General features: G+C 75.8%; 23 protein-coding genes. 3 read left to right on the top strand and 20 right to left on the bottom strand.

The window, feature by feature from the left end; genetic code table 11:
• Positions 1 to 55 precede the first annotated feature (55 nt).
• Complete coding sequence (locus tag JIG38_RS00540) at positions 56 to 1,123, bottom strand: glycoside hydrolase family 26 protein (RefSeq protein ID WP_199421554.1); 1,068 nt, start codon at positions 1,121 to 1,123, stop codon at positions 56 to 58.
• 109 nt (positions 1,124 to 1,232) lie between these two features.
• Between JIG38_RS00540 and JIG38_RS00535 the strand changes: the two genes are divergently transcribed.
• On the top strand, positions 1,233 to 2,225 hold the full coding sequence (locus tag JIG38_RS00535) for a phosphotransferase family protein (RefSeq protein ID WP_307844392.1): 993 nt from the start codon (positions 1,233 to 1,235) through the stop codon (positions 2,223 to 2,225).
• A 16-nt stretch (positions 2,226 to 2,241) separates the two neighbouring features.
• Here the strand turns inward: JIG38_RS00535 and JIG38_RS00530 are convergent, their stop codons facing one another.
• From JIG38_RS00530 to JIG38_RS00505, 6 genes are all read right to left on the bottom strand, one after another.
• Positions 2,242 to 3,348, bottom strand: coding sequence for a right-handed parallel beta-helix repeat-containing protein (locus tag JIG38_RS00530; protein WP_199421553.1), 1,107 nt, complete (start codon positions 3,346 to 3,348; stop codon positions 2,242 to 2,244).
• 99 nt (positions 3,349 to 3,447) lie between these two features.
• The gene (locus JIG38_RS00525) at positions 3,448 to 4,263 is read right to left on the bottom strand and encodes an HpcH/HpaI aldolase/citrate lyase family protein (protein WP_199421552.1); all 816 of its coding nucleotides are present in this window, start codon (positions 4,261 to 4,263) and stop codon (positions 3,448 to 3,450) included.
• Positions 4,260 to 4,763, bottom strand: coding sequence for a MaoC family dehydratase (locus JIG38_RS00520; protein ID WP_199421551.1), 504 nt, complete (start codon positions 4,761 to 4,763; stop codon positions 4,260 to 4,262). The genes JIG38_RS00525 and JIG38_RS00520 overlap by 4 nt, the downstream gene beginning before the upstream one ends.
• Entirely contained in the window at positions 4,760 to 5,932 is a 1,173-nt protein-coding gene (locus JIG38_RS00515) for an acyl-CoA dehydrogenase family protein (RefSeq protein ID WP_199421550.1), read from the bottom strand. Before JIG38_RS00515 ends, JIG38_RS00520 begins: the two co-directional genes overlap by 4 nt.
• Positions 5,929 to 8,016, bottom strand: a complete 2,088-nt coding sequence (locus JIG38_RS00510) for an acetyl/propionyl/methylcrotonyl-CoA carboxylase subunit alpha (protein WP_199421549.1) — start codon at positions 8,014 to 8,016, stop codon at positions 5,929 to 5,931. The genes JIG38_RS00515 and JIG38_RS00510 overlap by 4 nt, the downstream gene beginning before the upstream one ends.
• A gap of 5 nt (positions 8,017 to 8,021) precedes the next feature.
• A complete protein-coding gene (locus JIG38_RS00505) occupies positions 8,022 to 9,629 on the bottom strand; it encodes a carboxyl transferase domain-containing protein (protein WP_199421548.1) in 1,608 nt (535 codons plus the stop codon).
• A gap of 107 nt (positions 9,630 to 9,736) precedes the next feature.
• Between JIG38_RS00505 and JIG38_RS00500 the strand changes: the two genes are divergently transcribed.
• Positions 9,737 to 10,402 (top strand): SACE_7040 family transcriptional regulator, encoded by a 666-nt coding sequence (locus JIG38_RS00500; protein ID WP_199421547.1) that lies wholly within the window; start codon positions 9,737 to 9,739, stop codon positions 10,400 to 10,402.
• 129 nt (positions 10,403 to 10,531) lie between these two features.
• On the opposite strand, the gene JIG38_RS00495 is transcribed toward JIG38_RS00500, so the two are convergent.
• From JIG38_RS00495 to JIG38_RS00460, 8 genes are all read right to left on the bottom strand, one after another.
• Positions 10,532 to 10,837 (bottom strand): TIR domain-containing protein, encoded by a 306-nt coding sequence (locus JIG38_RS00495; protein WP_199421546.1) that lies wholly within the window; start codon positions 10,835 to 10,837, stop codon positions 10,532 to 10,534.
• 80 nt (positions 10,838 to 10,917) lie between these two features.
• Positions 10,918 to 12,171: an HNH endonuclease signature motif containing protein gene (locus JIG38_RS00490; protein WP_199421545.1), complete on the bottom strand. Its 1,254-nt coding sequence runs from the start codon at positions 12,169 to 12,171 to the stop codon at positions 10,918 to 10,920.
• A gap of 4 nt (positions 12,172 to 12,175) precedes the next feature.
• Entirely contained in the window at positions 12,176 to 12,466 is a 291-nt protein-coding gene (locus JIG38_RS00485; RefSeq protein ID WP_199421544.1) for a hypothetical protein, read from the bottom strand.
• Between the two features lie 275 nt (positions 12,467 to 12,741).
• Positions 12,742 to 13,737, bottom strand: a complete 996-nt coding sequence (dhaK, locus tag JIG38_RS00480) for a dihydroxyacetone kinase subunit DhaK (RefSeq protein ID WP_199421543.1) — start codon at positions 13,735 to 13,737, stop codon at positions 12,742 to 12,744.
• Positions 13,734 to 14,378: a dihydroxyacetone kinase subunit DhaL gene (gene dhaL, locus JIG38_RS00475; RefSeq protein WP_199421542.1), complete on the bottom strand. Its 645-nt coding sequence runs from the start codon at positions 14,376 to 14,378 to the stop codon at positions 13,734 to 13,736. The genes dhaK and dhaL overlap by 4 nt, the downstream gene beginning before the upstream one ends.
• Positions 14,375 to 15,193 carry an HAD-IA family hydrolase gene (locus tag JIG38_RS00470; RefSeq protein WP_199421541.1) on the bottom strand — a complete coding sequence of 273 codons (819 nt, stop codon included), beginning with the start codon at positions 15,191 to 15,193 and terminating at the stop codon, positions 14,375 to 14,377. Before JIG38_RS00470 ends, dhaL begins: the two co-directional genes overlap by 4 nt.
• Complete coding sequence (locus JIG38_RS00465; RefSeq protein WP_199421540.1) at positions 15,190 to 16,050, bottom strand: class II fructose-bisphosphate aldolase; 861 nt, start codon at positions 16,048 to 16,050, stop codon at positions 15,190 to 15,192. The genes JIG38_RS00470 and JIG38_RS00465 overlap by 4 nt, the downstream gene beginning before the upstream one ends.
• Positions 16,051 to 16,213: 163 nt before the next feature.
• Positions 16,214 to 17,359: a helix-turn-helix transcriptional regulator gene (locus tag JIG38_RS00460; protein ID WP_199421539.1), complete on the bottom strand. Its 1,146-nt coding sequence runs from the start codon at positions 17,357 to 17,359 to the stop codon at positions 16,214 to 16,216.
• 101 nt (positions 17,360 to 17,460) lie between these two features.
• On the opposite strand from JIG38_RS00460, the gene JIG38_RS00455 reads away from it, so the two are divergent.
• Positions 17,461 to 18,198 (top strand): SDR family oxidoreductase, encoded by a 738-nt coding sequence (locus tag JIG38_RS00455; RefSeq protein ID WP_199421538.1) that lies wholly within the window; start codon positions 17,461 to 17,463, stop codon positions 18,196 to 18,198.
• Between the two features lie 9 nt (positions 18,199 to 18,207).
• On the opposite strand, the gene JIG38_RS19810 is transcribed toward JIG38_RS00455, so the two are convergent.
• The 5 genes from JIG38_RS19810 to pdhA all read right to left on the bottom strand — a co-directional run bounded on the left by JIG38_RS19810 (position 18,208) and on the right by pdhA (position 23,193).
• On the bottom strand, positions 18,208 to 18,501 hold the full coding sequence (locus JIG38_RS19810) for a hypothetical protein (RefSeq protein WP_233404103.1): 294 nt from the start codon (positions 18,499 to 18,501) through the stop codon (positions 18,208 to 18,210).
• A complete protein-coding gene (locus JIG38_RS00450) occupies positions 18,468 to 19,478 on the bottom strand; it encodes an MFS transporter (protein WP_307844391.1) in 1,011 nt (336 codons plus the stop codon). The genes JIG38_RS19810 and JIG38_RS00450 overlap by 34 nt, the downstream gene beginning before the upstream one ends.
• Before the next feature lie 63 nt (positions 19,479 to 19,541).
• Positions 19,542 to 21,044 carry a dihydrolipoamide acetyltransferase family protein gene (locus tag JIG38_RS00445; protein WP_199421537.1) on the bottom strand — a complete coding sequence of 501 codons (1,503 nt, stop codon included), beginning with the start codon at positions 21,042 to 21,044 and terminating at the stop codon, positions 19,542 to 19,544.
• Complete coding sequence (locus JIG38_RS00440; RefSeq protein WP_199421536.1) at positions 21,041 to 22,057, bottom strand: alpha-ketoacid dehydrogenase subunit beta; 1,017 nt, start codon at positions 22,055 to 22,057, stop codon at positions 21,041 to 21,043. The genes JIG38_RS00445 and JIG38_RS00440 overlap by 4 nt, the downstream gene beginning before the upstream one ends.
• Positions 22,054 to 23,193 (bottom strand): pyruvate dehydrogenase (acetyl-transferring) E1 component subunit alpha, encoded by a 1,140-nt coding sequence (gene pdhA, locus JIG38_RS00435; RefSeq protein ID WP_199421871.1) that lies wholly within the window; start codon positions 23,191 to 23,193, stop codon positions 22,054 to 22,056. The genes JIG38_RS00440 and pdhA overlap by 4 nt, the downstream gene beginning before the upstream one ends.
• Positions 23,194 to 23,529 lie beyond the last annotated feature (336 nt).

Raw genomic sequence — 23,529 nt, 5'->3', positions numbered from 1 at the left:
CCCGCAAGGGGTCTATCGGCTCCGGGGTGGGCCACTTGACCGCTCGGGGACGACCTCACCGCCCGTCGTCGAGCGCTGTGCGGAGCACGTCGAGCGCGGCCGGGTCGCTGCTGATCCGCCAGTCCTCGCGCGACGCGACGTCGAGCCAGGTGACCGCGGCGATCTCGGGCACGGAGAGCGCACCCTCGAGGAGGTCCCGCACCATGGCCGTGCGCCGTGGTCCGGGGAGCACGCCGGCCTCGGCGACGAGCAGGGGCGCGCCGGGCGCGACGCGCCGCAGCTCGTCGACGGTCGGCTGCGCCGTCGTGGCCCAGGAGTCCGTGGGCTCGTCGAAGTAGACGCTCACGCCCACGGCGTCGACGTACGCGTCGCCGGGGTAGAGGTGGCGGAGGTCGGCGGCACGCACGTCGTCGGCCGTGGCGGGCGACCAGACCCAGACGACGTCGGTGACGCCCTCGTCGGCCAGCACGTCGTGGACGTGCCGGTAGGCGGCGACGTAGTCCTCGGGCGTGTTGCCCCGCACGTCCGCGCCCCACGGGTACCACGAGCCGTTCATCTCGTGGGCGAACCGCAGCGCCACCGGGTGCCCCACCTCGCGCAGGCGTCGCGCCTGGTCGCGCAGGTAGGCGTCGTGCGTGCCGGCCGCGATCTCGGCGAGCGGGTAGCGGTCGTCCTCGGGGACGGTCGGGTCCCACGGCTCCCACGTGACGAGTGGCGTCGTCCCCTGCTCGGCGAGCGCGCGCAGACCGGCGACGTCGAACGGGTAGCGGAAGGAGGTGAACGTCAGCGCGACGTCGGCGTCGCGGCCGAGCGCCTGCTCGAAGGCGTAGAGGCCGGCGGTCGACGTGGGCAGCCCGGCGGTGCCGACGCCGAGCGCCACGCGCGGCGCGCAGCCGGGTCCGCCCAGCGCGCACGCCGACGGCGTCCCCGGCGTGAGGGGGGCGGCGGGGGCCCGGACCGGGACGCCGGGCCCGAGCGCGAGTGCGACGGCGGCGGCGGACGCCGCGAGCGCCGCGACGACGTGGTCGCGCGCTGCGCGCGGGTGCTGCGCCGCGGGCGCGTCGGGACGCCGGGGCCCGGGACCGGGCACCGGGGGCGAGGGGACCTCGGCGGAGCGCATCATCGACCTCCAGCAGCACCTCTCCGTCGAGGCGCTGACCGCACCGTACCCGCCGGACGAGCCGGGGCGAAGCGGACGGGCCGGGTCCGGGTCGGGCGGTAGGGTCCCTGCCGTGCTCCGACCTGCCGACGCCGTCCCGGTCGCCGCGCTGCGCACGGTGCTCGCCCCGGTGGGCGAGCTCGACCGCGCCGAGCTGCTCACGGGGGGCATGTTCGCGACGACCTACCGGGCGCACCTCCGGGACGGCAGGCGGGTCGTCGTCAAGACCGCCCCGACGCAGGAGGACCGCCTCCTCACGTACGAGCGCGACCTGCTGCGCACGGAGGCCCTCGTCTACCGCCTCGGCGCGGGCAGGCCCGACCTGCTGCTCCCCGAGGTGCTCCACGAGGACCTGACCCGCTCCGTCCTGCCGAGCGACGTGCTCGTGGTCAGCCACCTGCCCGGGACGCCGCTCGTCGACGCCGGCGACCTGCCGCCCGCCGCGGCCGACGCCGTGCAGCGCGGGCTCGGCGCGTTCATGGCCCGCCTCCACGCGGTCCGCGGCGACGTCTTCGGCTACCCGAACGCCGCGACGGGTCTCCAGGCCCCGACGTGGCCCGAGGCCGTCGGGCTCGCGGTCGGGGCCCTGCTCGACGACGCGCGGCGGTGGGGCACGCCGCTGCCCGACGCCGAGGTCCACGCCGCTCTCGCCCGCTCCCGCGAGGCGCTCGCCGAGGTCACGGTGCCCTCGCTCGTGCACACCGACCTGTGGGCGGGCAACCTCTTCGTCGACCCGGCGACGGGCGGGCTCACGGGCGTCATCGACACCGAGCGCGCGGTGTGGGGTGACCCGCTGCTCGACCTCGTGGGCGCCGACCAGCTCGGCCGTGGACCGGCGCCCGCGGCGCTGCTCGAGGGGTACGACGCGCAGGGCGGCGACCTGGGGCTGCGGTCGGCGGCGGGCCGCCGGCGGCTGCTGGTCTACCGCCTGTGGATGAGCCTGGTCCTCCTCGTGGAGATGGCGCCGCGCGGCTACGCGGGTCCCGCGGCGGACGCGCACCGCGCGACCGCCGCGGGCAACCTGCGCGCGGCGCTCGACGCGCTCGCTGTGCCCGACGGCGCCTGAGCCGCCGCTGCGGAGGTCAGGAGCGCGGGGCGCACACGACGCCGACGCACTGCGGCTCCACGCCGTTGCCGCGGGCGGTGTTGCCGCCGAGGTCGGTCGCGTGCGGGACGACGATGCCCTGGCCGCCGTTGTGGTTCGCGGCGTTGCCCTGCACCTCGACCGTGCCCGTCGTGTCGACCCAGATGCCGTCGAGCTCGTTCCGGTGGGCCGTGTTGCCCGCGAGCACCATCTGCTCCACGGGGACGCCCTCGGCGGTCTCCGAGTACAGGCCGCGTCCGTTGCGCAGGAAGGTGTTGTCGGCGACGGTCGCCCCGACCGCGAGGTCGGCGCCGATCCCGTTGCGCACGAAGAGGTTGCCGCTGATCGTGTCGACGAGCCCCTGGAACGTCGGGCTCACCATGCGCGTGCGCAGGCCCACCTCGTTGTCGGCGAGGGTGCTGCCGGTGAGGGTCATCTCGCACCAGCCCGAGCTCACGCCCGCGTCGTTGCGGCGCAGGGTCGTGGAGTCCACCACGACGCGCCCCTCGCTGCAGCCGACCGCGAGGCCGTTGTCGGCGAAGCGAGAGCCGGTGACCTGGATCGACGGGTAGTACGGGCCCAGGTTGAGGGCCGTGACCTCGTTGCGCACGAACGTCGAGTCCCACACCTCGACCGCGCCGCCGAGCCCGTTGATCGCCGTCGCGTTGTCCGCGAACCGGGAGCGCTCGACGACCGCGTGCACCTGCTCGGCGAACATCACCGTCCCGTTGTGCGTGAACCGCACGTCCTCGACGACGACGTCGAGCACCCCGGCCTCGGCGCCGAGCACCTGCGCCCAGCCCATGACGCGCCCGTCGCGGACCGTCACCGGCGCCTCGCCCGGGACCGTGCTCTCGACGTCGGTCTGCAGCGCCCAGCCGGCGACCGGCCCGGGTCCGCGCAGCGTGTGCCCGTCGAGGTCGAGCACGGCCCCCGGCGCCAGCACCAGGCCCACCGTCGTGCACGTGAGGTTGCGCGTGAGGTGGACCTCGCCGGTGACGGTGTCGCCGCAGGCCGGGCCCGGCGGCGCCGCCGCGGCGGCCGGGGCGGCGGCCCCGAGGACGAGGAGGACGGCAGCAGCGAGCGACGTGGTGGAGCGCATCATCGGACCCCCGTGGACGTGTGCCCACCCCCCGACGGGCACTGTCCGAAACGTACGCTTCCTCCCGGTTCCGCGGAACCCCTCCGGCACCGCCGGTGCCCGTCAGCCCTGCGGCGCCTCCGCGCGACGCACGAGCTCCGCGGCGTGCTTGAGGATCGGGCCGTCGACGAGGCGGCCCCGCCACCGGAACGCCCCGCGCTCCGCACGCGCCGCGGCGAGCAGCGCGCGGGCGTCGGCGACCTCCTCGGCCCCGGGCCGGTAGCCGGCGCGGACGACGTCCACCTGGGACGGGTGGATGCACGCGGTCGCCCCGAAGCCCGACGCGACGGCGTCGTGCACCTCGTCCGCGAGCCCGTCGAGGTCGCCGATGTCGACGTGCACGGCGTCGACGGCCACCTTCCCGTGCGCGCGTGCCGCGAGCAGGACGGCCGAGCGCGCGTGCCGCGCGACGTCGCGGTACGCGCCGTCGGGCCGGCGGCTCGAGGTGCCGCCGAGGGACGCGACGAGGTCCTCGGCCCCCCACATGAGCGCGACCACCGTCGGCTCGGCCGCGATCTCGGCGACGCGCAGGAGGCCGGCCGCCGTCTCGACCAGCGCGACGACGTCGAGGCCGCCCAGCGCCGCGGCCTCGTGCGCGCTCGACGCCTTCGCGAGCATGACGGTGCGGTACGGCGTGCGCGCGAGCGCCGCGAGGTCCGCCGCGTGGTCCGGCGTGGTGGCGGCGTTGAGGCGCACGACCGTCCGCGCCGGGTCGAGGTCGCTCGCGACGAGGGCCTCGCGCGCCGCCGCCTTGGCGTCCGGCGCCACGGCGTCCTCGAGGTCGAGGATCACCGCGTCGGCCCGGCCGGCGGCCTTGGCGTACCGGTCCGGCCGGTCGGCGGGGCAGAAGAGCAGCGCCGGGCCCAGGGCGAACGTCACCGGTGCGCCTCCCGCTCCCACATGAGGACGGTCCGCGTCGCGGTCGCGACGACGGTCCCGTCCTGGTTGCGGCCGGTGTGCGCGAACGTCACGACCCCCTGGCCCGGCCGCGACGCCGACGGCCGCCGGTCCGCCACGACGGTCTCGGAGTAGAGCGTGTCGCCGTGGAACAGCGGGTGCGGGAAGGCGACGTCGGTGAGCCCGAGGTTGGCGACGATCGTGCCCTGCGTGAGCTGGGCGACCGAGCTCCCGACGAGCGTGGCGAGCGTGAGCATCGAGTTGACCAGCCGCTGCCCGAACGGCTGACCGGCGGCCCAGGCGGCGTCGAGGTGGAGCGCCTGGGTGTTCATCGTCAGCGTCGTGAACAGGACGTTGTCCGCCTCGGTCAGCGTGCGGCCGGGGCGGTGCAGGTAGCGCGTCCCGGTCTCCAGCTCGTCGTAGTAGAGGCCGCGCTGCTCGACGTCCTTCGTGGGACCGCCCTCCTGCGGGGTCCCCGTCATGCGGCACCCGGGAACCCGAGCTCGCGGGCGATGACCATGAGCTGCACCTCCGTCGTGCCCTCGCCGATCTCCAGGACCTTCGCGTCGCGGTAGTGCCGTGCGACGGGGTTCTCGTTGAGGAAGCCGTAGCCGCCGAAGATCTGCACCGCGTCGCGCGCGTTCGCCATCGCGGCCTCGCTGCCGACCATCTTGGCGACGCTCGCCTCGAGCTTGAAGCGCTCGCCCGCGACGATCTTGTGCGCGGCGTCGTAGTAGGCGAGCCGCGCGGTGTGCACGCGCGCCTGCATGCGCGCGAGGGTGAACGCGATGTGCTGGTTGGCGCCGATCGCGCGGCCGAAGACCTCGCGCTTGTGCGCGTAGCGCACCGCCTCCTCGAGGCAGCCCTGGGCGGCGCCCGTGCACAGCGCCGCGAACGCGACCCGGCCCTCGTCGAGCGACTGGATGAAGTTGGCGAAGCCGCGGCCACGCTCGCCGAGCAGGTTCGCCTCGGGCACGCGCACGTCCGTGAAGGTGAGCGGGTGCGTGTCGGAGGTGTGCCAGCCGACCTTGTCGTAGGACGGGCCGACCTCGAAGCCGGGGGTGCCGCTCGGGACGAGGATCGCGCTGAGCTCCTTGCGGACGGAGCCGTCCGTGCGGGTCTCCTCGCCCGTCACCGCCGTCACCGTGACGAGCCGCGTGATCCTCGAGCCCGAGTTGGTGATGAACTGCTTGGTGCCGTTGATGACCCACTGGCCGTCCTCGAGGCGCGCCGTCGTGCGCGTGCCGGCGGCGTCGGAGCCCGCCTCGGCCTCGGTGAGGCCGAAGCCCGCGAGCGCCTCGCCGCGCGCGAGCATCGGCAGCCACTCCTGCTTCTGCTCCTCGGTGCCGCGGCGGTAGATCGGCATCGCGCCGAGGCCGACGCCGGCCTCGAGCGTCACCGCGATGGACTGGTCGGCGCGCGCGAGCTGCTCGACCGCGAGGCAGAGCTGGAAGTAGTCCTTGCCGCGGCCGCCGTACTCCTCGGGGAAGGGAAGCCCGAACAGCCCCATCTCGCCCATGGCGGCGATGATGTCGTAGGGCAGCTCGCGCCTCGTGTCGTACTCGTACGCGGCCGGCGCGACGACGTCGTCGGCGAACTCGCGCACCTGGTCGACGAGGCGCTGCTGCTCGGTGGTCAGCTCGTGGCTCATGCGGGTGTCCCTTCGTGGGGGGTGGGGTCGGGCTGGTGGGCCGCGGCGGTGGGCGTGATCGTGGCCACCACCTGGTCGAGCTGCACCCGGTCGGCCGGTCGGACCGTGAGGGTGACGGTGCCGTCCGTCGTGGCGAGGAGGCGGTGCTCCATCTTCATCGCCTCGACGGTGAGCAGGGCCTGGCCCGCGACGACCGGGTCGCCGTCGGCGACCTCGACGGTGACGACGGTGCCGGGCATGGGGGAGCGGACCTCGGGCGCCGCCGCGACGCCCGAGCGCGTGCGGGTGCCGAACCGCAGGGCGGCACGCGCGGCGGCGTCGCGGACCACGAGCGCGAGCGCGCCGCGGTCGGTGCCCACCCACGTCGTGACGCCGTCCACGGCGACCGGGACGCGGTGCACGACGCCGTCGAGCTCGAGGACGGCGGTGGTGGTGCCCTCGAGGAGGAGGCGCGCGCGCACGGGCGGCCGGTCGCCGACGCTCACGAGCGCGTCGTGCGCCGGGCCGGTGACGCCGACCGCGACGGCCTCGACGGACCCCGCCGGCCCGACGTCGTACCGGGACGGGAGGGCGCCGCCCACGCGCCAGCCGTCCGCGCGCCACGCGGTGCCCGGCGCCCCCGCGCGGCTCGCGACGCGGACGAGGGCCGCGAGGACGAGGTGGACCGCGTCGGGCGCGTGCGGCGCCACGCCGAGGCGGCCGAGCAGGCCCGTGTCGAGCCGGCCGGCGCGGACGTCCGGGTCGGCGAGGACGTCGCGCAGGTGCGCGACGTTCGTCTCGACGCCGAGCACCGTGGTGGCCGCGAGCGCGGCGTCGAGCCGCGTCAGCGCCTCGTCGCGGTCCTCGCCCCACGCGATCACCTTGGCCAGCATCGGGTCGAACGACGCGCCGACGACGAGGCCCGGGCGGAGCGCGCTGTCGACGCGCACGTGCGCACCGGTGGGCTCGCCGAGCACGAGCACGGTCCCCGTGGTGGGCAGGAAGCCGCGCTCGGGGCTCTCGGCGTACACGCGCGCCTCGACGGCGTGGCCCGTGAGGCGCACGTCGTCCTGGGCGAGGCCCAGGGGCTCGCCGGCGGCGACCCGCAGCTGCTGCTCGACGAGGTCGACACCGGTCACGAGCTCGGTCACCGGGTGCTCGACCTGGAGCCGCGTGTTCATCTCGATGAAGAACGGCTCGTCGGGCCGGTCGCCCGCGACGAGGAGCTCGACCGTGCCGGCCCCGACGTAGCCCGTGCTCCGCGCCACGCGGCAGGCGAGCTCCCCGAGGCTCGCGCGCATCGCCTCGTCGACGGCGGGCGACGGGGCCTCCTCGACGACCTTCTGGTGCCGGCGCTGGAGCGAGCACTCGCGCTCGCCGAGGTGGACCACCGTGCCGTGGGTGTCGCCGAGCACCTGCACCTCGATGTGCCGGGGCGCCGGCAGGTAGCGCTCGAGGAGCAGGGCGTCGTCGCCGAAGCCCGCAGCGGCCACGCGTCGCGCCGTGGCCAGGGCCGCAGCGAGGTCCTCGGCGCGCTCGACGACCTGCATCCCCTGGCCGCCGCCGCCCGCGGAGGGCTTGACCAGCAGCGGGAAGCCGACGTCGTGCGCGGCGGCGAGGAGGTCCGTGTCCGTGAGGCCCGATCCGTCGGTCCCAGGGACGACCGGCACGCCGGCGCGCGCGACGTGCGCCTTGGCGCGGATCTTGTCGCCCATGAGGTCGAGCGTGTCGGCGCCCGGACCGACGAACACGACGCCCGCGGCGTGGCACGCGCGGGCGAGCTCGGGGTTCTCGCTGAGGAAGCCGTAGCCCGGGTGGATCGCCTCGGCGCCGGTCGCGACGGCGGCGGCGACGACGGCGTCGACGTCGAGGTAGCCCGTGCGCGCGGGCGTGCCGGCGAGCCGGACGGCGACGTCGGCCCGGGCGACGTGCAGCGCGTCCCGGTCGGCGTCGGTGAAGACCGCGACGGAGCGGATGCCGAGCCGGCGCAGGGTCCGGATGACGCGGCACGCGATCTCGCCGCGGTTGGCGACGAGCACGCACGCGAACGGGGGAGCCCCGGCGGCGGTGCGGGCGGGCGCGACGGCGGGCGCGGGGCTCGTCACGGCGGTCACATCCGGTAGAGGGCCGCGGCCCGGTCGGGGAGCGGCGCCGCGGCGCAGACGTCGAGCGCGAGGCCGAGCACGCGGCGGGTGTCGGCGGGGTCGATGACGCCGTCGTCCCAGAGCCGCGCCGTCGACCAGTAGGGGCCGCCCTGGCGCTCGTACTGGTCGCGGATCGGCTCGCGGAAGGCCGCCTCGTCCTCGGCCGACCAGTCCTCGCCGCGCGCCTCGAGCTGCTCGCGCCGGATCGTCGCGAGCACGGCCGAGGCCTGGGGCCCGCCCATGACGGAGATGCGGCTCGCGGGCCACATCCACAGGAAGCGCGGCGAGTACGCGCGCCCGCACATCGAGTAGTTGCCGGCGCCGAACGAGCCGCCGATGACGACGGTGAGCTTCGGCACGCGCGTCGTCGCGACGGCGGTGACCATCTTCGCGCCGTGCTTGGCGATGCCGCCGGCCTCGTAGTCGCGGCCGACCATGAAGCCCGAGATGTTCTGCAGGAAGAGCAGCGGGATGCCGCGCTGGTCGCACAGCTCGACGAAGTGCGCGCCCTTGAGCGCCGACTCGGCGAACAGGACGCCGTTGTTCGCGACGACCCCGACGGGGTGGCCGTGCAGGCGCGCGAAGCCTGTGACGAGCGTCGTCCCGTACTCGCGCTTGAACTCGTGCAGCTCGCTGCCGTCGACGAGCCGCGCGATCACCTCCCGCACGTCGTAGGGCGACTGCACGTCGACGGGCACCACGCCGTAGAGCTCGTCGTGCGCCACGACCGGCTCGCGGCTCTCGACCACGTCCCACGCGGGGGCCGCGGGGCGGGGGAGCGTCGCGACGACGTCGCGCACGATCCGCAGCGCGTGCGCGTCGTCGTCGGCCAGGTGGTCGGTCACCCCGGAGGTGCGCGAGTGCAGCTCGCCGCCACCGAGCTCCTCGGCCGTGACGACCTCGCCGATCGCGGCCTTCACGAGCGGCGGCCCGCCGAGGAAGATCGTGCCCTGGTCGCGCACGATCACGGTCTCGTCGCTCATCGCGGGGACGTAGGCGCCGCCCGCGGTGCACGAGCCCATGACGCAGGCGATCTGCGGGACGCCCGCGGCGGACATGCGCGCCTGGTTGTAAAAGATGCGGCCGAAGTGGTCGCGGTCGGGGAAGACCTCGTCCTGCTTGGGCAGGAAGGCGCCGCCCGAGTCCACGAGGTAGACGCACGGGATCCGGTTCTCGAGCGCGATCTCCTGCGCTCGCAGGTGCTTCTTGACCGTGAGCGGGTAGTACGTGCCGCCCTTCACGGTCGCGTCGTTCGACAGGACCATGACGTGCCGGCCGTGGACGAGGCCGATGCCGGCGACGACGCCGGCCGCCGGCACGTCGTCGTCGTACACGCCGTCCGCGGCGAGGGGGGCGACCTCGAGGAACGGGCTGCCGTCGTCGAGCAGCGTGTCGATGCGCTCGCGGGGCAGCAGCTTCCCGCGCGCGACGTGGCGCTCGCGCGACGCCTCGGGGCCGCCGAGGGCGGTGACCCGCAGTCGCTCGCGCAGCTCGGCGACCAGCGCCCGCTGGGCGGCGTCGTTCGCCGCGAACGACGGCGCGGCGGGATCCGCCGTGCTGCGCAGGGTCTCCATCGACTCCGCTCCGGTGTGGCCTGGTTAACGAGGACTAACCGAATTGACGTTAGTGTTCGTTCACCGAGTTTGTCCACGCGACAGCCGAGGGAGAGGACCAGGTGACCGTGACCCAGCAGGGTGCCGCGGGCCGCGACGCCTCCGCGCAGGGCGCTGCCGCGCGCGGCACGGCCGCCGGGCCGACGACGTCCCGCGTGCGCGCCAAGGCCGACCGACGCGCGGCGCTGCTGCGCGAGGCCGCGCGCCTGTTCGCCCAGCGCGGGTACGACGGCGTGTCGATGGAGGACCTCGGCGCCGCGGCCGGCGTCAGCGGACCGGCCGTCTACCGGCACTTCCCGGGCAAGCCCGGGGTGCTCGCCGCGCTGCTCGTCGAGGTCAGCGAGCGGCTGCGGGACGGCGGCGCCGCCGTCGTCGCCGACGCCGGGGGAGCCGAGGCGGCGCTGCGCGGGCTCGTCCGGTTCCACGTCGCCTTCGCCCTCGGGGACCCCGACGTCATCCGCGTCCAGGACCGCGACCTCGAGTCCCTCGCCGACGACGACCGCCGCGCCGTGCGCGCGGCACAGCGCACCTACGTCGAGCTGTGGGTCGCGACCCTGGCGCAGCTGTCGCCCGACGCGGACCCCGCCGAGCTCCGCCTGCGCGCGCAGGCGACGTTCGGGCTGCTCAACTCGACCCCGCACAGCGTGCGCGGGCTGGCGGGGACCCGTGTCGCGCCGCTGCTGGAGGAGATGGCCCTCGCGGCCCTGGGGCACGCGGAGGCGTCGGGCGCGTAGGGCGCGTCGCGGGCGTCGGGCGCGTGACGCTCGTCGGCGGCGGGGACGAGACGCTCGCCGGCGGCGGGGACGAGACGCTCGCCGGCGGCGGGGACGAGATGCTCGTCCTCCGCGTGCACCCCGGCCTGTCTACGGCTGGACGGGATCGGTGAACGCGACCGGCTTGCCGGCGTCGCGGGCGTAGGCGATCTCCCGGCTCGTGGACTCGCCGACGTACCCGCCCGGGTTGACGACCACCACCCGGTCGGCCAGGTCGATCTTGCGCAGGTGGAGCGCGTCCAACCGGGCCTTCTGCTCGTCGGAGAGCGGCTCGTCCGCCTCACCCGGTGCGACGACGATGACGCCGGCGAACGTCAGCTCACGGTTCGCCGCGCGCAGCTCCGCCGTGAACCGGGTGGAGCCGCAGAGGCAGACGATCTCAGGTCGGTCGCGCACGGCTCAGACTCTCATCGAGAGGGCGCGGTCGGGTGCGCTGTGCGCCGGCCGCCTGCTCGCGAGCCGCCCCGCCGCGTCCGTCAGGGGCCGGGGCCGCCCGCCGGTCGTGGGGGCGCGGTGGGACGCCAGCGCCGGTCGGGATCGAGCCACCTCGGGGCGCGCACCTCGGGCAGCCCGTCGCGCATGCCCACCTCCCAGCCGGAGGTGTCGAGGGTGCGGTGGTGGAACCAGCAGAGGAGCACCCCGTTGTCCGTGTGCGTGCCGTCGGGGTCGGTGCGGTGCGGGACGACGTGGTGCACCTCGCACCAGCCTGCGGGGACGTGGCAGCCGGGGATCACGCACGTGCCGTCGCGCACGGCGATCGCCCGCCGCTGCTGACCCGTGAAGCACCGTTCGCGCGACCTGAGTCCGACGATCCGGCCCTGCTGCCCCACCACGACCGTCTCCACCGCGCCCGCGCAGCCCACGTGCTGCGCCGCGGTGAGGCTGACGGGCCTGCCCTCCGCCCACGCCACGCCGCGGCGCGCGGCGAGGTCCTCCTGCCGCACGGTGACGACGAGGGTCGGCGCGTTGCCGGCGACGCTCGGTGCGTCGGCGGCTCGTGCGGCCACCGCCAGCGCGGTGGCGAGGACGTCGTGGAGCCGCTGGGCACGCGAGCGGGTGTCGGCGGTGCTGACCTCGAGGTCGGTACCGCGACCGACCGCGCCGGTCGCGTCGACGCCGTCGACACCACCACCGCCGGCGGTGCCGTCACCGCCGACAGCATCGTCGGCCTGATCCCTGGCGGCGACGCCCGGCTCCGTCCGGCCGCCGTCGGGTGTGCCGGGTACCGGGAGGACGGCGGACCGGGGGTTGGTCCACGCGTCGGCGTACCGCTCCAGGGCGCTCGCCACCTCGGGGAGCAGCGCCCCGCGCACGCCCACCAGCCCGTGCCGCGTGGGCCCGAGCGTGAGGCAACGCCGCTCGACGTCGGCCTCGCCCGAAGCCGCGCCGTCGGGATCGAGCACGGCCCGCCACACCGTCGCCTGCACACGCACCTCGTCGGCGTCGCGCTGGGGCGGCGCGGCGGGGGCGAGGGCGAGGGCGTCGGCGACGATCGCGCCCTCCGCCGCCTGCACCTGGGTGGTACCGGCGACGCGTACGGCCGGCGTCAGGGTGTCCACGAGCGCGGACGCCGCGTCCACGCCGAGCAGGCCCTCCTCGAGCGCCCACGCGAGCGCAGGGAAGCGCGGCGGGACCCGGCCGCCCGTGACGCCGACGCCGGTACGCGTGGCAGAGCCGACCCGGATCCGCTGGTTCACGGTGCGCATCGAGGCGCCCGTGACGCGCTGCACGAGCTCAGCCCCGGTCCGGCACCCGCGGCGCGCCGACAGCCGGGTCAGCGCCGAGCTCCCGGCGCGAGCGCTCGGCCACCTCGGCGGCGAGCGCTGCGCGCGCCGCGTCGACCCGGCGGCCCGCCGCCTCGGCCTCGGCGAGCGCAGCCAGCAGCGCGTCGTCGTCCAGGTCCCGCGCGAGTCGCGGTCGCAGGACCACGAGCACGTCGGCGTCGGGGAGGCGCACCCCCGCGGGCAGGTCGTGGTGCTCCGGCACGCCGACGCGCGACGGGGCGTCGACGGGTGCTCCGGGCATGCCCCGAGACTCCCACCCACCACTGACACGCGACCCGACGGGGCGCTGCGGCACCGCGACCTCGCGCCCCCGCCCCGTCGCCCAGCCGCGGAAGCCGTCGCCGGACCCCGTCGCAGGGGCCCCGCGCCCGGCCCCGGCGCCCGGGCCCACGCCCCGGCCGGGCGCCACCCCCCGGGGACCGCCTCCCCCGCCCCCCGCCCCGGGGCCCCGCCCCGGCCCCCCGGCCACGGGGCACTCGCCGCGGCCGGTCGCCTCAGCCGGTCGCGGCCAGCAGCTCAGAACACCCGGATCGCGACCTCCGCGGGCTCGGCCAGCAGGCCCTCGATCTCGTCGTCGAGCCGGACGAGCGTCAGCGACGCGCCCGCCATGTCGAGCGACGTGCAGTACTCGTTGACGTAGCTGCGCCCCACCGTGATCCCTTGCTCTGCGAGCTGCTGGTGCGCCCTGCGGAACAGCAGGTAGAGCTCGCTGATCGGCGTGCCGCCGAGCCCGTTGATCATCAGCGCCACCCGGTCGCCCGAGGCGTAGGGCAGGTCGCTCACGACCGCCTCGAGCAGCTCGTCGACGATGGCGTCCGCGTTCGTCATCGCGCGCCGCTCGCGCCCCGGCTCGCCGTGGATGCCGACGCCGAACTCCATCTCGTCCGCGCCCAGCTCGAAGAGGGGCGAGCCCTTCGCGGGCGGGGTGCACGCGGTGAGCGCGACGCCCATGGTCCGTGTGACGTCGTTGACCTTCTTCCCGATCCGCACCAGCTCGTCGAGGTCGGCGCCCTTCTCGGACGCCGCGCCGACCGCCTTGATGACGAAGAAGTTCCCGGCCACGCCGCGCCGGCCGATCGTGTAGAGCGAGTCCTTGACCGCGACGTCGTCGTCGACCGTGAGGATCTCGACCCGGATGCCGTCCGCCTCGGCCATCTCGCGACCCATGTCGAACGCCATCCGGTCGCCCGTGTAGTTGTTGACGAGCAGCAGCACGCCGGCCGGGCTCGCGAGCCGCTTCGTCGTCTCGTAGACGTAGTCCATGGGGGGCGCCGCGAACACGTCGCCCGGGCACGCCGCGTCGAGCATGCCCCTGCCGACGATCATCACGTGGGCCGGCTCGTGGCCCGAGCCCGAGCCCTGGACGATCGAGACCTTGCCGTCGCGGGGCGCGTCCGTGCGCATGAGGAGGTTGTACTCGGGGACGTACGTGAGCGTGTCGGGGTTCGCGAGCGCGATGCCCTCGAGCATCTCGGGGACGAACTGCTTCGGGTCGTTGACGAACTTCTTCATGACGCTCCCTCGGTGGTCCAGGACTGGGTGAGGCGTTCTGCGATGACCGCCAGCGCCATGGCGCCGGCGTCGACGGACCCCCTGCTGCGTTCTCCGGTGTACGAGGCGCGTCCCTTGTGGGCGACCATCTCGCTCGTCGCCTCGGCGGCCTCGCGCGCGGTCCGCGTCGCGGACGCCAGGGCCGCGGCGCCATCCGCGCCGGACGCGAGCTCGCGCTCGAGGGTGTCCGTGAAGGGCACGAGCGCGTCGAGCAGCGTCTTGTCGCCGACGTCGGACTGGCCGCGCGCCTTGATGCCCTCGGCGGCCGCCCGGAGCATCGCCACGACCTGCTCGCCCGTGAGCTCGGGGGACGCACCCGCCGTCGCGCCCGCGCGGAGGAACGCCGTGCCCCACAGCGGGCCCGACGTGCCGCCGACCCGCGAGGCGATGATCATGCCGACCTTCTTGAGGAACGTCCCCGGGTCGGTGCGGTCGATGTCGTCCCACCCCTCGACGACCTTCTCGAACCCGCGGGCCAGCGAGTAGCCGAAGTCGCCGTCGCCGACGACCGCGTCGAGCTCGCCGAAGTAGGTCTCGTTGTCGAGGGCCGTCTGCGCGATGCTGCGCACGACGCGCTCGACCGGGGGAGTGCCGGCGTTCATGCGGGACCTCCTGCGGGGTCGGGGGACGGGTCGGCGGCCGCGGGTGCGTCGAGGCACGCGCGGAGGTCGTCGAGCGTGAGGTGGGCGCCCGGGCGGGCGGCGCCCCGGTTGGCCAGCACCCTCACCGGTGGCCGGCCGGGGTCGCCGAGCTCGGAGACGACCAGGACGGCCTCGTCGAACGCCTCGTCCTGGGTGTAGCCGTTGACCGTCACGACGCAGCGCAGCCCCGCGCGCGTCGCGGCGAGGAGGCCGTTGCGCGAGTCCTCGACGACGAGGGTGTCGGCCGGGTCGAGCCCGAGCCGCTCGACCGTGAGCAGGTAGATGGCGGGGTCGGGCTTCTTCGCGGGCACGACGTCGCCGGCGAACACCGGGACGCGCGCGGCGGCCTCGGTGCCGACCGCGTGCTCGAGCACGGCCCGCACGGACGCCTCGGCCGACGTCGACGCGACGGCGACCGTCCAGCCGGCGTCGAGCGCCTCGTGCACGACGCGGCGCACGCCCGGCCGCGCGGGGATCGCGCCGTCCGCGACGAGCTGGGTGAACCGCGCCGTCTTGTCGCGGTGCCACGTCGCGAGGAGCGCGGTGCGCTCGTCGGGCGCCGTCGGCAGACCGGCCGTCCGCACGAGCTCGGCGTCGTCGAACAGGCTCGCCATGCGCTCCTTGCCACCGCCGATGCGCAGCTTCTCGCCGTAGTCCTCCTCGCTCCAGCGCACGGGCACCCCGTGCGCCTCGAACGTCGCGTTGAACGCGGGGAGGTGGCCGTAGCGCTCGGTGTCCGCGAGGACGCCGTCGCAGTCGAGGACCAGCGCGGTCACCAGGCACGCCCCGCGCTGCCGAACAGCCGGATGTGCTCGCGGGCCATCTCCATCACCGCTGCGCGCTGGTGCCGGAAGAGCGACGGCGGGTCCCACGAGCCCTTCGCCTCGGCACCACGGAGGAACTCGAGCGCCGAGCGCATGTAGGCCTCCTTGAGGCCGGTCGAGATGTTGACCTTGGCGCAGCCGCGCGCGACGAGGTCCTGGAACTGCTCGGCCGACAGGCCGGTGCCGCCGTGGAGGGCCATGGGGATGCCGGTCGCCGCGACGAGGTCGCTCACGCGCTGGTGGTCCAGCGTCGGGGCGGCCTTGTACTGGCCGTGGGCGTTGCCGATCGCGGGCGCGAAGCAGTCGACGCCGGTCCGGGTGATGAAGTCGACCGCGACCTCGAGCGTCTGCACGGTGGGCGCCGCGTCCGAGCCGATGCCGTCCTCGACGCCCTGGATGCCCTCGATCTCGCCCTCGACGTGCGCGCCGTGGCGGCGGGCCTCGGCGACCACCTCGGTGGTCTGGCGCAGGTTCTCCGCGACGTCGAGCTCGTGCGCGTCGAAGAGGACCGAGCTCCACCCGCCCTCGAGGCACGAGGTGATCACCTCGCGGTCCGGGCAGTGGTCGAGGTGCAGCGAGACGGGCACGGGCGCGTCCCGCATGAACGCCATGACGATCGCGAACAGCCGGTCCCGCCCGTACTGGCGCACCGTCTTGACCGAGGTCTGCAGGATGACCGGCGCGTTCTCCTCGGCCGCGACCGCGAGCACGGCCTCGGTGCTCAGGTCGTCGACGACGTTGAACGCGCCGACCCCGTAGCGGCCCTCGAGGGCGCGGTCGAGGATCTCCTTGGTCGGGACGACGGGCACGATCCCTCCTCCGGTCGGCGGTGACCGACGGGGACGCGCGCCCCCGGACCGGCGCTGCCAGTCAAGCCCGGGCGCCGTCGGCGGGCATGGGTGAGATCACCCATCTCGTGCCGGTCCGTCACCCCGCACCGTCGGGCGCCCGGCCCGGTTCGGGCCGAGCCGCTCAGGCGCGCGGGAGCCAGCCGTGGTCGAGCGCGTGCACGACGGCGGCCGTGCGCGAGGACGTGCCCGTCTTGCGGAGCACGGCGCCGACGTGCTTCTCGACCGTCCGCCGGGACACGACGAGGCGCTCGGCGATCTCCCGGTCGCCGAGCCCGTGCGCGAGCCAGCCGAGCACCTCGGCCTCGCGCGGCGTGAGCCCCGAGGCGGCCGTGCCCGCCCGGGCGGGCCGCTCCGCCGCGGCGGACGCGTAGGGGATGTCGGCGCGCAGGAGCGTGCCCCACCCGGGGATCTCCGCCACGTCGGCGGCCCCGTCGAGGGCCGCGCGCAGCTCGTGCCAGGCGCGCGACGCCGTCCCGGGTGAGCCGTCCCGGTCCCTGCCGGGCTCCGCCTCCTGCTGGACGAGCAGGCGCAGCGTGTCGGGACGGTGCACGAGCGCGACGTGGAGCCGCGGCGCCGTCCCACCCCGGCGGACCGCGCGGTCGACCTCGGCCACGAGCCCGACGGCGGCGTCGGCGACCGCACGCGAGACCGGGCGCACGTCGCCGACCTCGGTGACGACGCGCCGGCCGCCGGGCGGGTCGCCGTCGGTGCGCGCGTGGTCGCGCAGCACCCGTGCCAGCGACGGCTCGCCGCGGCCCGCCGTGACGATCGCGCCCGCGGCGCTCTGCGTGAGGACCTCGAGCGCGTCGACGTCGTCGGGCGTGAAGCGCCGGCGGCGACCCGCGAACGCGACGTTCACCCCGATGACGTCGCCGCGCCACCAGATCGGCACGGCGAGGGCCGCGCCGTGGCTCGCCGGGTGGTCCGGCGGCAGGTGACCCCCGCTCACCGACGCGTAGTCGTCGATGACCACCGGACGCCGCCGCGCGACGGCCTGGCCCGTCGCGCCCTCGTCGAGCGGGAAGCTCTGCCCGAGGCGGCACGCGATGCCCCGCTCCGCGAGCTTGCGGTAGGTCGACGACTCGCGGTCGACGACGGAGATGCTGCCCGCGGGCGCGTCGACGAGGCGGCGGCTCTCCGCGAGCAGCGTGTGCAGCGTCGGCGTGAGACGGAGGTCGGCGTAGAGGTCCGCGACGGCGCGCTCGAGCCGGGGCGCGCGCGCCCTGGACCGCGGCCTGCGGCCTGGCTCCCGGTCGCCGTCGACCATGGACCGACCCTAGCCCCCGAGGTGCCCGGCGTGGCCGGCGTCGCGGGGGTCACCGCGCGCCGCCCGTGCGCGACGTCGCCGCGGTGACTACCGTCGCGGGCATGCCACTCATGCAGCCTCGTGACCTGTCCGGGACCGTCGTCGCCGTCACCGGCGCCTCCGCCGGCATCGGCCGTGCCACCGTGGAGGCCCTGGTCGCGGCGGGCGCGAACGTGGTCGCCGGTGCGCGACGGCTCGAGCGCCTCACCGCGCTGGCCGAGGAGCTGGGGACCGACCGCGTCGTCCCGGTGCCGATGGACGTGCGCGAGCCCGCCGACAACGCACGGCTCGTGCAGGCCGCGCTGGACACCTGGGGCCGGCTGGACTCGGTGGTCGCCAACACGGGCATCGGCTCCTACGGGTCGGTCCTCGACGGCAGCGACGAGGACGTCCGCACCATGATCGACACGAACTTCACGGGGACCGTCTTCACCGTGCGCGCCGCGCTCCCGCCGATGCTCGAGGCCGGCGCCGGGGACGTCGTCATCGTCGCGTCGGTGGCCAGCTTCCGCGGCGGCGCCGACGAGGCGGTCTACGCCGGAACGAAGTTCGCCCAGCAGGGCTTCGCGGGTTCGATCGACCGCGAGCTGCGGGAGAAGGGCATCCGCGTGACGACGATCAACCCGGCCGGCGTCGAGACCGAGTTCGCGCTCGGCCGCGGCCGCACGGAGGGCGATCCGGCGCTCGCCGAGTACCTGCGCCCGGAGATGGTCGCCCACGCGGTGGTCACCACGCTGCAGCAGCCGCGCGCGATGCGGACGCAGCACTGGGCGATGTGGAGCATGGGCCAGGGCAGCTGAGACCGGTCGTCATGCCGTGCGGTCGGCACGCCGGGCGAGGGCCGGCAGCAGCGCGAGCGCGAGCGCGGCCCCCGCGAGCGTGAGGACCGTGTAGCTGCTCGCCGCCACGACGACGCCGGACAGCGCGCCCGCCCCGGCGCCCGCGAGCGCGATCGACACGTCGACGTCGCCCTGGACCCGCGCGCGCGTCCCGGGCGGCGTCGCGTCGACCACCATCGCCGTGCCCGCGATGATCCCGAGGTTCCACCCGAGCCCGAGCAGGGCGAGGGTCACGAGGGACGCGGCGACGGACGTGCCGAGCACCGCGCCGGCCAGCCCGGACGCCAGGAGCACGACGCCGGACGCCACGGCCACCGGGACCCGTCCGACCCGGTCGACGAGCGCACCGTGACCAGCGACGGCAGGTACATCGCGGCGATGTGCACGCCGATGACCATGCCCACCGCGCCGAGCGAGTGGTCGTGGTCGCGCATGTGGACCGGCGTCATCGTCATGATCGCGGTCATCACGACCTGCGCGACCACCATGACGACGCCTCCGGCGAGGACCCCGCGCGGCAGGCCCGCGACGCGCGCCGTCGGGCGTCGCGGCGTGCCCGCCGGAGCCCCGGAGTCGTCCGGGGCGGCGAGCCGGAGTCGCTCGGCGAGGAGCAGCGGGTCCGGGTGCAGGAGCACCGAGAGCGTCGTCCCCGCGGCGAGGTACGCGGCGGCGGCGAGGATGAACGGTCCCGCGAGCGCGGGTGCGCCCCACGCCGTCGCGACCCGGCTCATGGGGTCGACGAGGTTCGGGCCGACGACGGCGCCGAGCGTCGTCGACACCATCGCGATGCTCGCGGCGCGGCCCCGTCGGCTCGGCACCGCGAGGTCGGTGCCCGCGTAGCGCGCCTGCAGGTTGGTCGCCGTGCCGGCTCCGTACGCGAGCAGCGCGGCGAACAGCAGGAGCGCGGAGTCCGCGCGCGCCGCCACGACGACCCCGACGGCGCCGGCGCCGCCCACGAGGAAGCCGCCGCCGAGGCCGTACCGACGGCCGTGGCGCTGGCTCACGCGTCCGACGACGAGGGCGGTCAGCGCGGAGCCGAGCGTGAGGACGGCCGCGGGCAGACCGGCGTAGGCGTCCCCGCCGAGCATGTCCTTGGCGAGCAGGGCACCCACCGTGACGCCGGCCGCGAGGCCGGCCCCGCCCAGGACCTGCGTCGCGACGACGACCTGCAGCGTGCGCCGTTGGACCGCGGCGCGCAGGCGGTCGCGAGCGTCCTCGCCGGTCGCCAGCGGGTCGTGCACCTGGGAGGCCTCTCGGACGTCGGGCGGACCGGGCGCGGACCGTCGGTGCCGACGCCGCCCCGGTCAGACCATCGTCACGAGCATGGCGGGGCGGGCGAGGATCTCTCCGACGTCGGCGAGGAAGCGCGACGCCTGCTCGCCGTCCACCAGCCGGTGGTCGAAGGACAGGCTGAGCGTCATGACGCTCCGCAGCGCGATCTCGCCGCGATGCTCCCACGGCGTCCGGCGCACGGCACCGGTCGCGAGGATCGCGGCCTGCCCCGGGACGAGGATCGGGGTGCCCGCGTCGATGCCGAAGACCCCGATGTTCGTCACCGAGATCGTCCCGCCGGTGAGGTCGGCGGGTGGGGTCTCGCCGGCGCGCGCGGCCACGGCGAGGGCGCGGATCGCGTCGGCGAGGCCGACGAGGTCGAGGCGCTCCGCGTCGCGGACGACCGGGACGAGGAGCCCGCGGGGCGTCGCCGCGGCGACGCCGAGGTCCACGTACCCGTACCGGACGATCTCGCCGGCCGCCTCGTCCCAGTGCGCGTTGAGCGACGGGTGGCGCCGGAGCGCGACGGTCATCGCCTTGCAGACGAGCGCGAGCACGGTCACGCGGTGCCCGGAGAACCGGCGGTCCTCGGCGAGGTCGGCGAGCAGCTCGACGGACGGCGTGACGTCGACCGTGAGGAACTCCGTGGCGTGCGGCGCCGTGAACGCGCTGGCCACCATCGCCGCGGCCGTGTGCTTGCGGACGCCCGTCACCGGGGTGCGCACCTCGCGCTGCGCGGCGAGCGGCTGCCCGGTCCGGGCGACCTCCGAGGGTGCGGCCGACGGCCGCGACGGCCCTGACGATGCGGCGACGGGTGCCGTGGGGACGGGAGGTGCCGACGGCACCGGACCCGCCGACGGTCGCAGGGCGGCAGGGGCCGTCGGTGCCGTCGGTGCCGTCAGGGCCGCGGCCCCCCGCGCGTGGGCGAGCACGTCGTCGCGGGTGATGAGCCCGTCCTCGCCCGTCCCGGTCACCTGCTCGAGGTCCACACCGAGCTCGTGCGCGAGGTGCCGCACGGGCGGATAGGTCCGGGGCCGCTCGGCCCGCCGCGACGGTGCGTGCACCGAGGCGTGCGACGAGGCGTGCGACGAGGGATCCGGCGTGGGGCCGGCGTCGTGCCGCGCGGTCCAGCTCGCGGCGCGGGCACGGCGGCGCGGGTGGGCGCCGCGCTCGACGGGCGGGCCGTAGCCGACGAGGACCGACGTCCGCGCCGGCGTGGCGGGCGGGGGCTCGGGGACGGGCACGGCGGCGTCCTCGCGGCGTCCGGCCGCGGGTGCCGGCACGTCGGACGCGACGTCGACGGCGAGGATCGGCGCCCCGACCGGCACCGTGGTGCCCTCCTCGACGCACAGGCGCGTGACGACGCCCGCGAACGGCGACGGCAGCTGGACGAGCGCCTTCGCGGTCTCGACCTCGGCGATCACCTGGTTGAGCGTCACGGTGTCGCCGACGGCGACCTCCCACGTGACGAGGTCGGCCTCGGTGAGGCCCTCACCGAGGTCCGGCATGGCGAACTCGCGCTCGGTCACGGTCATCCCTTCCAGCCGGTGAGGGAGTTCTGCCGGCCGAGCACGCGGTCGACGGCGTCGAGGATGCGGTCGACGTCGGGCAGGAAGTGCTCCTCGAGCTTCGCGGCCGGGTACGGCACGTCGAAGCCCGTGACGCGCGCAGGAGCCTGCTCGAGATGGAAGAAGCACCGCTCGGTGATGCTCGCCGCGATCTCCGCGCCGAGGCCGGCGTGCTGCTGCGCCTCGTGCGTGATCACGAGCCGGCCCGTGCGCCGCACGGAGGCCTCGACCGTCGCGAGGTCGACCGGGGAGAGCGACCGGAGGTCGACCACCTCCAGCCCGATCCCCTCGTCGCGCGCGGCGAGCGCGGCCTCGCGCGCGGTCGCGACGAGCGGCCCGTAGGTCACGACCGTGACGTCGTCGCCCTCGACGACGACGCGTGCGGTGTCCATCGCGGGGGCCGCGGCGAGCGCGGCGTCCGAGTCGTCGACCTCGCCCTTGGTCCAGTAGCGGCGCTTGGGCTCGAAGAAGATCACCGGGTCGTCGCACGCGATCGCCTGGCGGAGGAGGGTGTGGGCGTCCTGCGGGTCGCTGCACGTGACCACGCGCAGCCCGGCCGTGTGGGCGAAGTACGCCTCGGGCGACTCGGAGTGGTGCTCGACCGCCCCGATGCCGCCGCCGTACGGGATGCGCACCGTGATCGGCATCCGCACCGCGCCGCCGGTGCGGTAGTGCAGCTTGGCGACCTGGGTGACGAGCTGGTCGAACGCGGGGTACACGAAGCCGTCGAACTGGATCTCGACGACGGGCCGGTAGCCGCGGTACGCGAGCCCGACGGCGGTCCCGACGATGCCCGCCTCGGCGAGCGGGGTGTCCATGACGCGGTCCGGACCGAACTCGCGCTGGAGGCCGTCCGTGACGCGGAAGACCCCGCCGAGGCGGCCGACGTCCTCGCCCATGACGAGGACCTTGGGGTCCTCCGCGAGCGCGTGCCGCAGGCCGGACGTGAGCGCGGCCGCGAGGGTGAGCGTGGCGGTCATGCCGCGCCCCCGTGCTGCTCGGCGGCCTCGGCGTCCGGCGCGTCGTCGGCGGCGTGGACCTCGTCGAACATCGCGAGGTACGCCGCGTACTGGCTTCGCTGGCGCTCGAGCCACGACGTCGGCGCGGTGTAGACGTGGTCGAAGACGCTCAGGGGAGGGGGCGCCTCGAGCCCGAGGCAGCCGCGCCGCATCTCGGCCGCCGCCGCGTCGGCGCGCGCGGTGACCGCCGTCGTCAGCTCGTCGGTGAGCCGCCCGCGGGCCTCGAGCAGGCGCTCGACGCGCAGGACGGGGTCCTTCGCCGCCCAGCGCTCGGCGACCGCGGCGTCGACGTAGCGGGTCGGGTCGTCCGACGTCGTGTGCGGGCCGCGGCGGTAGGTGACCGCCTCGACGAACGTCGGGCCCTCGCCCCGGCGCGCCCGGTCGAGCGCCGCGCGCATCACGGCCGTCACGGCGAGGACGTCGTTGCCGTCGACGCGGACGCTGGGGATGCCGAAGCCGGGCGCGCGGTCGGCGAGCGCGCGCACGGCGACGAGCCCGACCGGCTCGGAGATGGCCCACTGGTTGTTCTGGCAGAAGAAGATCACCGGGGCGTGGAACGTCGCGGCGAACACCATGGCCTCGTTGACGTCGCCCTGGCTCGTGGCGCCGTCGCCGAAGTAGGCGACCGCGACCGAGTCGACGCCGTCCTTGACGCAGCCGAGCGCGTACCCCGTCGCGTGCAGCGTCTGCGCGCCGATGATGATGGTTGGCGTCGCCATGCCGACGGACCACGGGTCCCAGCCGGACGCGGCCGTGCCGCGCCACACGCGCACGAGGTCCGTCAGCCCGACGCCGCGGCAGTAGGCGACGCCGTTCTCGCGGTAGCTCGAGAACACGAAGTCGTCGCGGCGCAGGGCACGCGCCGAACCCACCTGCGCGGCCTCCTGGCCGAGCAGCGGTGGCCACAGGCCGAGCTCGCCCTGGCGCTGGAGCGCGGTCGCCTCGAGGTCGAGGCGGCGGACGACGACCATGTCCTCGTAGAGCGCGACGAGCTCGTCGTCGCCGACGTCGGCGACCCACGGGTCGTGCTCGGGGCTCGGCAGGCGCACCCCGTCGGGGGAGACGAGCCGGACGACGTCGTCCGCGTCGTCGGGCATCGGGGCGAGCGCGACGTCCGGTGCCTCGGGGCTCGGCGCACCCGCCGCCGGGGGGCCGGCCCGCCGGGGCGGCGGCACCACCTCCGGCACGGGCGCCGACGGCGCCACCTCCGCCGCGGGCGCCGACGGCGCCGGGTGGTGGGGCGACGTTCCGGCGCGGGCACTCTCGACCGTGGTCCGGACAGCGGTCCGGGAGACATCCTGACGCAGCATGTTTCGCTCCATAGCGGCGCCGTCGCTCTTGTGGAGCTCGAGGCACCATTGCCCGATGTGCGGCCAGGGTACGACCGCAAGGGACCTTCTGCCCATGCTCTCGATCCCGGCGTGGCGCATCCG

It is taken from the genome of Actinotalea solisilvae, assembly GCF_016464425.1.
GTDB classification, from domain to species: domain Bacteria; phylum Actinomycetota; class Actinomycetes; order Actinomycetales; family Cellulomonadaceae; genus Actinotalea; species Actinotalea solisilvae.
Note: the sequence above shows the minus strand (reverse complement) of the source record. Positions and strands in the feature narration are given on the sequence as shown.